This window comes from Sphingomonas glacialis (assembly GCF_006439055.1).
In the GTDB taxonomy this organism is placed as follows: Bacteria; Pseudomonadota; Alphaproteobacteria; order Sphingomonadales; family Sphingomonadaceae; genus Sphingomonas; species Sphingomonas glacialis_A.
Genome location: NZ_RCZC01000002.1, coordinates 280,534 through 292,766 on the forward strand (window position 1 = coordinate 280,534; position 12,233 = coordinate 292,766).

A 12,233-nucleotide genomic window follows, 5' to 3' on the forward strand; every position below is an offset into this window, starting at 1 on the left:
TCGGCGCTCCTGTCCACGCTCGCTACCGCCGGCGATAGACCGCGATCGCCTCGTGCCCCATCGGGCGGACCGCGACGAGGCGATAGTCGCGCGCCATCGCGGCGGTGACGATCTGCCGGATTTCGGGCCGCTCGCCCGAAAATGCCGGCCGCATCACGACCACCGCAGGACGCGCGGCGAGGATGCGCCGGACCTCGCTTGCCTGATCGACCCCGGTTGCGCCGCTTTCGCGTGCGCGGTTGAGATGCGCCGGCACGACATAGCGCGACAGGCGGCAGCGTTCGGTCGCGGCATAGAGCATCGTCGTCCCAGAATAGACGTAGAGGCACCCCGGCCCGCGCCCTACCGCCTCGCTGAGCGCCGCGAACTGCGCCGCATCGCCCCGCGCCCGCAGATTGACCTGGACGACGATCTGCGCGGCCAGCGCGACAATCACGAGAATCGCCGGCCCGAGCCGACGCCGGAACCGCGCATTCCCGAAAAACCCGGCGGCGCAGGCACAGCCCGGGACGAGCACCGGCAGCCCGTAATGATCAAACCACGTCCCGAACAGGACCAGCCCGATCACCGCTGCCGCGAACCAGAGATAGAGGAAACCCCGCGCATCGGGCGATCCGTCGCGTGTACCGCCCCGCGCGGCGAACGCCATCGCGACCAGCGGCGACAGGATCAGCACGAGCGTCGCGATGTTGCGCGCCATCTCGCCCAGCGGATTGGCATTGCGATGCGCGATCGAGGCGAAATTGGCGAAGACGAACGCATCCGCCTGCCCGTGCGCCGCATAAAAACCATAGGCCGCAACCGTCGGCGCGAGCGCAAGCGCCACCAGAATCGCCCCATAGGCTGCGAGCATTACCGGGCGGCGCACCGCGCGCCATTCCTGCCTCAGCAGCCACAGGCCGAAGAAGATCCCTTCGAACAGCGCGGTATATTTGATCTGCATCGCGGTGCCGACCAGCACCATCGCCAGCCCGCCGAGGACACGCCGATCACGCCGTTCGCCCGCCGCGACGATCAGCGCCGCGGCGGCCACCATCGGCAGATTGTAGAAGATCGGCGACTGCCCCCCGACCCCGTTGAGCAAATCGGGCCACACCACATAGGCGATCGCCCCCGCCAACGCCCCCCGGCCCCATCCCGCGCGCCGCGCAAGATGCGCGACCAGCAGCGCCGTCAGGATGAGCGAGAGCGTCGCCATCGCCTGATAGGCGAGCAGCCCCCAGCGCAACGGCAACCCGGCCGCCGGCATATAGAGCAGGAACAGGCCGATCGGCTTGCGATCCCAGATGTCGATATAGGGCAAGGCGCCGCGCCACATCGCCTGCGCGGTGACGTAATAGAATTCCTCGTCGACCTGGATCACCGGATCGCCGAAGGTCATGATCCGCGCGAGCAAGGCGATCGCGGCGATGAGCGCGACCTGCGCGAACGTCGGGACGCGCCCGCCACGCTGGGCCTGCGACGAAGGCGGGATCGGAGACATGGGCATAGCGAGGCGCCTAGAGCCCCGGCCCCGCTTTGTCACCAACCCGGCCCGCGCGCCGCGTGCGGGGTTGCGGCGGCTCGGCTTCAGCCCCATTGTCGCCACACGCCAAGGGCATAGGCCGGGGCAAACATAAACTGGGCCGTGGACACCGTGTTGCGTTTTTCTCCTATCGTCGGTCTGCTTGGTCTCCTGCTGGCGGCACCCGCCGTCGAGGCGGCATCGTCCTCGTTCGACCTGATCGGGCCGCGGCTCGAGGTCACCGTGCTGCGCGACGGCGTCACGCTGCCGCTCGAGCGCGTGCCCAATCTCGCCGAGGGCGACCGCATCTCGATCAAGCTCGCGGTCCTTCCGGGGCATGACGAACATTACCGGCTGATCGCGGTGTTCCTGCGCGGCGCGGTCGATCGGCCCGGCAAGGATTGGTTCCGCGAGGCCGAGAGCTGGCGCGACAAGAATGCCAGCCTGTCGCTCCTCGTCCCCAAAGACGCACAGCAGATGCAGCTGTTCATCGTCCCCGAGCGTGGTGGCGGTGCGGGCGCGGTGATCAGCGCGGTACGCAAGCAGCCCGGCGCGTTCGTCCGCGCCGCACAGGAGCTCAACCAGGCCTCGCTCGACCGCGCGCGGCTCGACACCTTTCTGAGCGAGATGCAGCGCGCCGAGCGCAAGAACCCCGAAAGCCTCGCGACCGTCTCGCCGGTGCTGACGCGCAGCCTTGCGGTCAAGCTCAAGGCCGAATGCCTCGTCCAGCCGACCGAGGTGCAGTCGGCGTGCCTCACCGGCGACCGCGAGACGCTGTTGCTCGCCGATACCCACAGCTCGGCGCTCGCCGACACGCTGGCCGGCGCGCCGACCGATCTCGCTTTCCAGCTCAGCGCGACGCCGCAGGCCGGCTATGGCTCGTACAGCTCGTATATCGGCGTGGTGCGCGACGTGTTCCGCCTGTTCGGCGCGTTCCAATCGACCCAGTTGCAATTCATCCCGGCGCTCGCGCAGCAGCGCGAGGGCCATGTGACGGTGTTGCTCAACACGCCGGTCTCGTTCGCCAAGCCGACCTCGGTGATGGTCGTCGCACTTCCCGCGATCGAGGCGCCCAAGCCGCCGCCGCTGCGCCAGCCGCTCCCCGCAACGATGCTGTGCGCGGCGCCAGGGCTGGTGCTGCCGGTCGAAGGCGCGCCGCTCGTCTACGCCACGGGGTACGCGCACGACATGGTGCTGCGGCTGAAGCGGCTCGACGGGACGCAGGCCGAAATGCCGGTCCGCGCCGATCCAAGTCTCGGTGGTTTCGTCGCGACGGGCGACATTCCGTTCGGCCCGTTCGGCCAGGTCATCTCGGCGCAATTGCACGGCGCCTGGGGCTTCTCGTCGTTCGACGGCCCGAGCTTCGGCTTGACCAAACCCGGTGACGGCACCTGGAAAGCGACCGATCGCACCGCGCTGGTCGTCGGCCGCTCGAACGAATTGCAGTTGACCGGCGGCAGCGCGGGCTGCGTCACCAAGATCGGGCTGCGCCGCGGCGATGGTCCGGTCGAGCCGCTGACCTGGAAGCAGTCGGGCGCGCACGGGATCGTCGCAACCGTTCCGCTCGAACAAGCCGAGCCCGGCACGGTATCGATCGTCGTCGAGGAAAAGGGCGTCGCGACCGCAACCGAAGTGCCGCTGCGCGCGCTGCAACAGGCCGGCAGCGTCGACGAACTGAGCTTTCATGCCGGGGACGATCAGGCGACGCTGACCGGAACGCGGCTCGACCAGGTCGTCGCGGTGACGCTTGGCTCGCTCGCCTTCCAGCCCGGCGCACTCACCCGCGTCGGCAAGCAGGACCGGGTCGTGCTCCAGGCCAGCACACCGGCCAGCGCGATGGCGCTCGCTGCCGGGACGACGCTCCCTGCCGACATCAGCTATGCCGGGGGTCGGCACAAATCGCTCAACGTCACGATCGCACCGCGGCGCGTCTCGGCGACGCTGGTCCGGGTGACGGCGCGCGCGCCGGTTCGCGACGGCGTCCTGCCGATCGCCCTGCCCGAAAACGCGGTCTTCGCGCAGGACGCGAAGCTGACCTTCGCCTTCCACCTCGACGATCCGGCGCCGCTGTCGGGGCGCGAGACGATCGAGATCAGCACGCTCGACGGGCGGTCGAGCACGACCGTCACGGCCGGCAAGGGCTATGACCTGCAGGACGCCAAGACCGGGATCGTCTCGCTCGACCCGGCCGAGGCGCTCGGCCCGACCGGATATGGCGCGCTGCGCTTCCGCATTGCCGGGGATGGTGCGGGGTCATCGTGGACGCCGTTGGCGACGGTCGTGCGGCTGCCGGAGATCCGCGCGATCAATTGCGTGGCACGCAAGGCCTGCAAGCTGACCGGCAACCGTTTCTTCCTGATCGACGCAGTCGGCGCGAATGCCGAACTGCAGCCCAGCCAGACGATCCCCGACGGGTTCGTCGCAACCGAGATCACCGCGCGCGCCAGCGCCGACGGGCGGGTCTTCCTGCGATTGCGCGATGCGCCGCAGGCAATCGCGACAGTTACGGCGCCCTAACGTCGGGCCCTGCTGCTGCGTTCAGCCCGCGCCGGGCGTATCGGTGGCAGGCCCGGTCCAGCCCCCGGCGGTCGCGACATACAGCCGCGCGACATTGAGCAACTGCCGCGTGCGCGCGAGCACCAGGCCGTTGCTGGCGCGTTGATACAGGCGCTCGGTCTCGAGCACCTGGAGAATGCCCGAATTGCCGACCTGATAGCTGCGCTGCGACAGGTGCCGCGATCGTTCGGCGACCGACACCGATTCACTCTGGTTGGTGACCGAGCGGGCGTCGCTCTGGATTGCCGATAGCAGATCGGCGACCTGGCCGAACGCGGTCAGCACGGTCTGCTGATACGTCGCCTCGCTCGCTTTCGCGCGGTTGATCGCGGCCGCGCGCTGCGCCTTGAGCGTCCCGCCATGGAAGATCGGCGCGGTGACACCGGCGAAGATGTCGTAGCCACGGAACGCATTCTTGACGAGATCGCCGATCCCCGGCGCGCCCTGCGTCAACGTCGCGCCGAGCGTGATGTCGGGATAGAGCCGCGCGGTCGCGACCCCGATGCCCGCCGCCGCGGCATGGAGATCGGCTTCGGCCTGCAGGATGTCGGGCCGGCGATGGACGAGCTCGGAGGGCAACGCGACCGGGATCGCGCTGGGCAAGGTCAGCTTGGCGATATCGAACTCGGTCGCGCCGAGCTCCGACGGTGCAATACCGACCAATGTCGCGAGCAAATGCCGCGCCTCGGCCAATTGCTGCTCGAGCTGCGGGATGTCGCCGCGGTCGGCGGTATATTGGCTCTGCGCGTTGAGCACCTCGACCAGCGTACCCTCCCCGCCCTGGCGCCGCTTCTGCGTGAGATCGACGTTGCGCAGATCCTCGGCGAGCAAGGCGTTGGCGGTCGCGATCTGTGCGCGGATCGCGGCGACGGTGAGGACCTGGTTGACCACCTGTCCGGCGATCGAGAGATGCGCGGCCTCGGTCTGGCGCTGCTGCGCCTCGACCTGCGCGGCGCTCTGCTCGACCTGGCGGCGCAGCCCGCCGAACAGATCGAGATCGTAGCTGATCCCGCCGCCGACCGAGTAAAGGTGGAATTCGGGATTGCCGCCCGACGCGAGCGGATTGTTGCCCGAAAAGCCGAAGCCGGCGAGATTGACCTGTTCCTGATCGACGCGCGCGTTCGCGTCGATCTGCGGCAGCTGCCGCCCGGCGACCGCGCGCAGTTCGTCGCGCGCCGCAGCGAGGGTCGCATTGCTAGCCGCCAGGCTGCGGTTGTTGGCGATCGCGCGATCGACCAGCGCATCCATCTCGGGCGATCCGAACGCGGTCCACCAGCGCTGCGTCGGGCCAGCGCCGAGCGTCACCGCAGGCGCCCCGCGCACCGCGGTATTTTGCTCGCTGGACGGCTGATAGCCCGTCGTCCCCGGCGCTTGCGGGCGCACGAAATCGGGGCCGACGGTGCAACCGGCAAGCGCGGTCGCGGCGAGGAGGATGGGAAGCAAGCGCATTGGCATCAGTCCATATGGATCGTTGGCCCGTCGCCCGCGCCTTTGCGCGGACCGCGCATCAGCAGGAGCAACGGGATCACCGCGAGCGTCAGCACGAACAGCAGCCAGAACGCGTCGATGTACGAGACCATCGACGCCTGCCGGGTGACCTGTGCGTTCAATGCCGCGACGGCGCTGGGCAGATCGAAATCGAAGCCTTGCGCCATCGCCGGATTATCGGGCCGGACGCCCTCGGTCAGCCGCGAATGGACCGCGGCGGCGTTGCGGATCGTCAGCGCCTGCAGCACCGAGATGCCGACCGCCGAGCCGATATTGCGCGTCAGCGTGAACATCGCCGCGCCCTCGTTGCGATATTTGACGTCGAGCGTCGCGAACGCGATCGTCGTCAGCGGCACGAAGACAAGCCCCGTGCCAAGTCCCTGGATGAACCCGGAAACGATCACCAGCCGCTCGCTCATCTGCAGCGAGAAGCCCGCCATGATGTAGAGCGAGATCGCCGCCAGCCCAAAGCCGATGAAGATCAGCAGCCGCGCATCAACGCGCTTGATGATCCGCCCGACGATGATCATCGAGATCAGCGTGCCGATCCCGCGCGGCGCGGTGACGAGCCCGGTCAGGACGACCGGATAGCCCATCAGCGTCTCGAGCATCGTCGGCAGCAACGCGAGCACGCCGAACAGCACGGTGCCGAGGAAGAAGCCGAAGATCGAGCCCGTCAGGAAGTTGCGATCCTTGAACATGCCGATATCGATGAAGGGCTTCTTCGCGGTCAGCGTATGGACGACGAAGAGATAGCCGAAGAACAGCGCAAACCCCGCCTCGATGCAGATCTCGAGCGAGCTGAACCAGTCCTTGGTCTGCCCGCGGTCGAGCATCAGCTGGAACGCCCCGATCGCCAGCGTGAGCATCGCGAAGCCGAACACGTCGAGCCGTGGCCGCACCGCGTCCTTGGTCTCGGTGAGGAATCCCGACAGGCCGACAAAGGCGAGGATACCGATCGGCAGGTTGATGTAGAACACCCAGCGCCACGTGAGATTGTCGGTCAGCCAGCCGCCGAGCGCCGGGCCGATGATTGGCCCGAGGATCGCGCCCATGCCCCACACCGCCATCGCCGGGCCGTGGCGTTCGGGTGGATTGATGTCGAGCAGGATCGCCTGGCTCATTGGCACCAGCGCGGCGCCGAACACGCCCTGCAACAGCCGGAAGCCGACCAGCTCGCCCAGGCTATTGGCGAGCCCGCAGAGCCCCGACACGACGGTGAAGCCGACGATCGACCACAGCATCAGCCGCTTGCGCCCGAAGCGTCCGGCGAGCCAGCCGGTGAGTGGCGTCATGATTGCCGCCGCGACGATGTAAGACGTCAGCACCCAGGTGATCTCTTCGCTCGACGCCGAGACGCTGCCCTGGATATGCGGCAACGCAACGTTGGCGATCGTGCTGTCGAGCGAGTTCATCACCGTTGCCGCCATCACCGATGCGGTGATCAGGTTGCGGACGGCGGGGGCCGGATAGGCGCTGGTCATCGCACCGGCGTCGCGGCGCCGAACAGGTGACGCTGATAGCCGGTATCGACCGTGACCTCGACGCTCAGCCCGGCATGCAGCGGGATGTCGCGCGGCAATTGGTCGATGCTGAACTCGATCGGCAGGCGCTGGACGACCTTGACCCAGTTGCCCGTCGCGTTCTCGGGCGGGAGCAGCGCGAAGCTGTTGCCGGTGCCGGGGCTGAAGCTCGCGACGCGGCCGGTCAGCTTGAGATCGGGAAAGGCATCGACCTTGAAGGTTGCGCGCTGGCCGACGCGCATGTGATCGAGCTGGTTTTCCTTGAAATTGCCCTCGACCCACAGCCGCGTCCCCGCGAGCGTGAAGACGGGCTTTGCCGCCGAGACATAGCTGCCAAGCTGAAGCTGATCGACCTTGGTGACGATGCCGTCCTGTGCCGCCCGGACCGTCGTATAGCCCAGGTTCAGCCGGGCGCGTTCGAGCGCCGCCTGCGCGCGCTGCACCGATGGCTGGCGTTCGGTCGGCGCGCTGACGCTGCCGGTCAGCGTGGCCGCGACACCGGCATTCTGCTGGACCGAGGTCTGGATCTGCTGGCGCGCGGTCTGCTCGGCGAGCACCGCCTGGTCATATTGCGCCTGCGATGAAATGCCCTCGGCGAGCAGTGCCTTCTGCCGCGCCGCTTCGCGCTGCGCATAAGCGAGCTTGTCGCGGCCCGCTTGGAGCGTTGCCTCGCCTTCGCGATAGCTCGCACGGACCGAGGCGACCTGCGTGCGCGCGCTGGCGAGTTCGGCCGCGGCTTCGTCGACGGCCGCCTGATACGGCGCCGGGTCGATCCGGAACAGGACGTCGCCTGCCTTGACGCGCTGGTTGTTGTGGACGGCGATCGCGACCACCGGGCCGCTGACATTGGCGCTGACCGAGACGAGACCCGACTGGATATAGCCGTTGTCGGTCGCCTCGTAGCGGCCGCCGCTCAGATAGAAATACAGGATCACCAGCGCCGCGACGATCGGCGCGAGCAGCAGCAACGGCGTCCGCAGACGACGCCGCGCGCTGGGCTGGCGGTCGGCGGCTTGCACCACGGGGGCAGGCTCGACGATCGGCGTCGCGTCTTCCAACGCAGGATAGTCGGCCGAACGACCTGGCGAATCTTCCAAGCTCATACTCTTTGCTCTCGAAAAGCATTGGGTCCGCGGACCACAAATCGGACGCGGATAGCAGCTGCAACCGCGGTCGCGCCTTGCCGCTTCCGCCGATACCATGCAAGCAGATAATATGTATGCTTATGTTTTGAAAGAGGGGCAGTGGTATTGTAAGAGACGGTCGAACAGCGTGCGAGCGATAGGAAGGGATCGGACCACCCGGTCCCGCGAGCGGAGCATCAACGTTCCGCCGGCGAGAATGCCAACCGCATCGAGACGATCGATTTTCTTTTTAGCTTTATAAGCTTATGTGCGATTTGGTGATACCCGAACGCAGAAAGGCTGGCGCTAGGCCAGCCTTCTCAAACGCAAATGTGGGGTGGGCCGAAGTCTAGTCGCAGATCTGCTCATAGCTTTGGATCTGCGGGATCCAGACGGACTCGCACCCTACGCTGTCATCGAGATACGCATCGTCATAGCCGTAGCCATCCCCGTACCCGCCATAGCCGGATCCGTATCCGTACCCGCCATAGCCGTACGCTCCGATCGCGTAGCCGAGGGGCGCGCCGTAATAGCCGCCATAGCCATAGCCATAGCTCGGATAATAGCCGCCATAGCTGCGGCCGCCGCGATACCCGCCATTGCCCCGTGCGATCTGGTCGCCACGATAGCTGCCGCGGATACCGCCATCGCGACCGCCGCCACCGCGAAAGCCGTCACCACCGCGCACGCCGCCGCCACCGAACGACCCACGACCACCAAAGCTGCCGCCACCATGGCCGCCGCCGCCGCCGCCACCGCCCATATGCGAGCCGCCCCCGCCACCGCCGTGCGAGCCACCGCCGCGTTGCGCGAGCGCAGGAGACCCCGCCAGCAGCGCAATGCCGGCGATCGAAGCCAAAAGAGCGGTATAGGGTTTCATCGACTAATCCTCGGGGAGTGCCCCTCACCATGTCGATATAGGAAGCCCGCCTCTGCCTTTTGAGGGGGCCGCACAAACCGCCCCCGAATGCGTCGTCGATCAGGCCGGGTCGTCGAGCGAAAACAGATCGCCGTCGTCGTCGAACGCGAACAGCTCGGCATAGCGCCCCCATTCGGTCACCGTGCGCAGCGTCGTCGCGGCGAAATCGGGCGACATATGGTCCTCGAGTTCGTCGCGAAACCGGCGCGCCGGCGCCTGATGGCTCGGGCGCTCGTCGAGCACGACACGGATGTGGCGCGCAAGCCGGACGTGGGTTTCGAGCGTGCGGCGAAAATTGGCCTTGCGCTGGTCGACATCCTCCTGCGCGAAAGCGGCGCCGCGCTTGGTCAGCACTGCATCGCCATCATCGATATCGACGAATTGCAACATCTGCAGCGTCTCGACGATCGGGAAGAGATCGTCGATCTCGAGCTGGAGCGTGTCGGCCAGCGTCGCGAGCGGCGCGCGCCCCTCGAACGGCGCCGCCTCGATCTCCTCGATCAGGCCCGCCAGGCTGTTGATCGAAACGTCGGGCAACGGCCGGTCCAGCCCGTGTTCGGGCTGGGTTCCCGGGAGCGCAACGGGCACGACCGCGCGCTGCGTCATGCGCGCGTAGATCTGCTCGACCAGTTCGCGGAATTCGGGATCGAGCCGGTCGCGCGGCTGCGGCAGATCGACGGTGAATTCGGCGGCGATCCGGCCCGGGTTGGACGACAGGACGAGGATGCGATCGCACATCAAGACCGCCTCCTCGATATTGTGCGTGACGATCAGGACGGAAGCGATGCCGAGCTTCCCCTCGCCCCACAGGTCGAGCAGGTCGGTGCGCAGCGTTTCGGCGGTGAGCACGTCGAGCGCCGAGAAGGGTTCGTCCATCAGCAGCAGCGATGGCTCGACGACGAGCGCGCGCGCAAGGCCAACGCGCTGCCGCATCCCGCCCGACAGCTCCTTGGGGAAGGCGTTCTCGAAGCCGTCGAGCCCGATCAGATCGATCGCCGCGAGCGCGCGGGTGCGCCGTTCCTCGGCCGGCACGCGCTGCGCTTCGAGGCCGAGCTCGACATTCTGCAGCACCGTCAGCCACGGGAACAGCGCGAACGACTGGAACACCATCGAAACCGAGCGCGGCGCACCCTCGGCGTCGGGGACGAAGCGCAGCTCACCGCTCGACGGGCGGACCAGGCCGGCGATCGAGCGCAGCAGGGTCGACTTGCCCGATCCAGAGCGGCCGAGCAGCCCGACGATCTCGCCTTCGCGCACGGCGAGTGCAACGTCTTCGAGGATCGGCGGCCCACCCTGCTCGCCACCATAACTGTGGCTGACATGCTCGAGCGTGACGACGGGGCGTGCGGTGTGCGTGATCATGACAAGGTCCTCAGGACAGGCGCAGACGGCGTTCGGACAGGCGATAGAGCGGACGGAACAGCAAGCGGTTGATCGCGATGACGAACACCGACATCACCATGATGCCGAGCAGGACGCGCGCGCCGTCGCCCGCGGTGGTGGCATCGGCGATATAACTGCCGAGCCCCTGCGCGCGCAGCCGTGTGCTGCCCCACGACACGGCTTCGGCGACGATGCTGGCGTTCCACGATCCGCCCGAGGCGGTCAGCGCGCCGGTGACGTAATAGGGGAAGATCCCCGGTAGGATCAGCCGTCGCCACCATTGCCAGCGCGTCACGCCGAACATCTGCGCGGCTTCGCGCAAGTCGCTCGGGATCGCGCTCGCGCCGGCAATGACGTTGAACAGGATGTACCATTGCGTGCCGAGCACCATCAGCGGCGACAGCCATACGTCGGGATCGGCATGGAAATGCACGATCGCGACGACCGCGATCGGGAACAGGACATTGGCCGGGAACGCCGCAAGGAATTGCGCGACGGGCTGGATCCGCGACGTCCAGCGCGGGCGCAACCCGACCCACACCCCGATCGGCACCCAGACGAAACTCGCGAGGATGATCAGCACGATCACGCGCAACAGCGTGATCAGGCCAAACCGCAACGCCGCCCATGCGTCGCCGAGCGACAGCGTCTGGTGGAGAAAATCGATCGCATAGACCGTTGCGGCAAGTGCGCTCAGCGAGACCATTACAGTCCACAGCCGCATCCCTCGGGCCGCGGGCTTCTGTGCCTTGCTCGTGAACTGCCGCTGCTGTGCGATCGGGCGGCGCGCGGGTTCGAGCAGACAGACCATCTGCCCGACCGCACGGAGCGGCGCGGTGAACGCCGGGAGCAGTCGCGCCCGGCGGAACAGGTCGAACAGCCACGATTTCGGCGGCGCGACGCTCGCAGTCTGCTCGACGCGGAAGCGATCGGCCCAGGCGATCACCGGGCGGAAGACGAGTTGGTCGTAGAGCAGGATGACGACTGCCATCGCGCCGACCGCGAGCGCTACTGCGCTGAGATTGCGCTGCTCGATCGCGATCGCCAGCCATGAGCCGATCCCCGGCAGCATGATCTGCGTATGCCCGACGCTGATCGCCTCGGACGCGACGACGAAGAACCAGCCACCCGACATCGACATCATCGCGTTCCACACCAGCCCGGGCGCGGCGAACGGCAGTTCGAGGCGGATCAGCTTGCGCAGCGGCGACAGGCCGAAACCGCGCGCGACCTCGTCGAGATCGGCCGGAACCTGCCGCAGCGACTGGTACAGGCTGAACGCCATGTTCCACGCCTGGCTGGTGAAGATCGCAAAGATCGCCGCGCATTCGACCCCGACCCGGCTGCCCGGAAACAGCCCCATGAAGGCGGTCACGGTGAAGGTCATGAAGCCCAGCACCGGCACCGACTGGAGGATGTCGAGCGCAGGGATGATCACCAGTTCCGCCCGCCGGCTCTTGGCCGCCGCGGTCGCCGCGACCAGCGTGAAGACGAACGATGCCGCCAGCGCCGCGAACAACCGCAGCGTCGTCAGCAGCGCGTAGCGCGGCAATTGCCACGCATCGAGCACGACCGGCTCGAGCCGGAGCTGTGCGAGCGGCTCGGTCGCGTCGTTGACCCCTGCCGCGATCGCAACCCCGGCCGCGGCGAGGATCGCGAACAAGGCGGCATCGGGCCAGCCGAACCGCACCTTCAGGCGCCGCGGCGAAAAGCTGAGAAAACCGGGCGTTTGCATG

General features: G+C 67.5%; 8 protein-coding genes. 1 reads left to right on the forward strand and 7 read right to left on the reverse strand.

Going from position 1 to position 12,233, the window contains the following annotated elements; all coding sequences use genetic code 11:
- Positions 1–22: 22 nt before the first annotated feature.
- The gene (locus EAH76_RS05140) at positions 23–1,489 is read right to left on the reverse strand and encodes a hypothetical protein (RefSeq protein ID WP_241659566.1); all 1,467 of its coding nucleotides are present in this window, start codon (positions 1,487–1,489) and stop codon (positions 23–25) included.
- Positions 1,490–1,636: 147 nt separating this feature from the next.
- On the opposite strand from EAH76_RS05140, the gene EAH76_RS05145 reads away from it, so the two are divergent.
- Complete coding sequence (locus tag EAH76_RS05145) at positions 1,637–4,021, forward strand: hypothetical protein (RefSeq protein WP_241659650.1); 2,385 nt, start codon at positions 1,637–1,639, stop codon at positions 4,019–4,021.
- A 21-nt stretch (positions 4,022–4,042) separates the two neighbouring features.
- On the opposite strand, the gene EAH76_RS05150 is transcribed toward EAH76_RS05145, so the two are convergent.
- The 6 genes from EAH76_RS05150 to EAH76_RS05175 form a co-directional block, all read right to left on the reverse strand.
- Positions 4,043–5,509: an efflux transporter outer membrane subunit gene (locus EAH76_RS05150; RefSeq protein ID WP_140848878.1), complete on the reverse strand. Its 1,467-nt coding sequence runs from the start codon at positions 5,507–5,509 to the stop codon at positions 4,043–4,045.
- Between the two features lie 5 nt (positions 5,510–5,514).
- Positions 5,515–7,032: a DHA2 family efflux MFS transporter permease subunit gene (locus tag EAH76_RS05155; RefSeq protein WP_140848880.1), complete on the reverse strand. Its 1,518-nt coding sequence runs from the start codon at positions 7,030–7,032 to the stop codon at positions 5,515–5,517.
- On the reverse strand, positions 7,029–8,174 hold the full coding sequence (locus EAH76_RS05160; RefSeq protein WP_140848882.1) for an HlyD family secretion protein: 1,146 nt from the start codon (positions 8,172–8,174) through the stop codon (positions 7,029–7,031). The genes EAH76_RS05155 and EAH76_RS05160 overlap by 4 nt, the downstream gene beginning before the upstream one ends.
- Positions 8,175–8,544: 370 nt before the next feature.
- Positions 8,545–9,075 (reverse strand): hypothetical protein, encoded by a 531-nt coding sequence (locus tag EAH76_RS05165; RefSeq protein WP_140848883.1) that lies wholly within the window; start codon positions 9,073–9,075, stop codon positions 8,545–8,547.
- Positions 9,076–9,174: 99 nt separating this feature from the next.
- Positions 9,175–10,476 (reverse strand): ABC transporter ATP-binding protein, encoded by a 1,302-nt coding sequence (locus tag EAH76_RS05170; protein WP_140848885.1) that lies wholly within the window; start codon positions 10,474–10,476, stop codon positions 9,175–9,177.
- A 10-nt stretch (positions 10,477–10,486) separates the two neighbouring features.
- A complete protein-coding gene (locus tag EAH76_RS05175; protein WP_140848887.1) occupies positions 10,487–12,232 on the reverse strand; it encodes an ABC transporter permease in 1,746 nt (581 codons plus the stop codon).
- Between the last annotated feature and the right edge of the window lies 1 nt (position 12,233).

Excerpts from the sequence above, each read along its gene's own strand:
- EAH76_RS05140 (WP_241659566.1), bottom strand. The coding sequence starts at position 1,489 with ATGCCCATGTCTCCGATCCCGCCTTCGTCGCAGGCCCAGCGTGGCGGG.
- EAH76_RS05150 (WP_140848878.1), bottom strand. The coding sequence starts at position 5,509 with ATGCGCTTGCTTCCCATCCTCCTCGCCGCGACCGCGCTTGCCGGTTGC.
- EAH76_RS05155 (WP_140848880.1), bottom strand. The coding sequence starts at position 7,032 with ATGACCAGCGCCTATCCGGCCCCCGCCGTCCGCAACCTGATCACCGCA.
- EAH76_RS05160 (WP_140848882.1), bottom strand. The coding sequence starts at position 8,174 with ATGAGCTTGGAAGATTCGCCAGGTCGTTCGGCCGACTATCCTGCGTTG.
- EAH76_RS05165 (WP_140848883.1), bottom strand. The coding sequence starts at position 9,075 with ATGAAACCCTATACCGCTCTTTTGGCTTCGATCGCCGGCATTGCGCTG.
- EAH76_RS05170 (WP_140848885.1), bottom strand. The coding sequence starts at position 10,476 with ATGATCACGCACACCGCACGCCCCGTCGTCACGCTCGAGCATGTCAGC.
- EAH76_RS05175 (WP_140848887.1), bottom strand. The coding sequence starts at position 12,232 with ATGCAAACGCCCGGTTTTCTCAGCTTTTCGCCGCGGCGCCTGAAGGTG.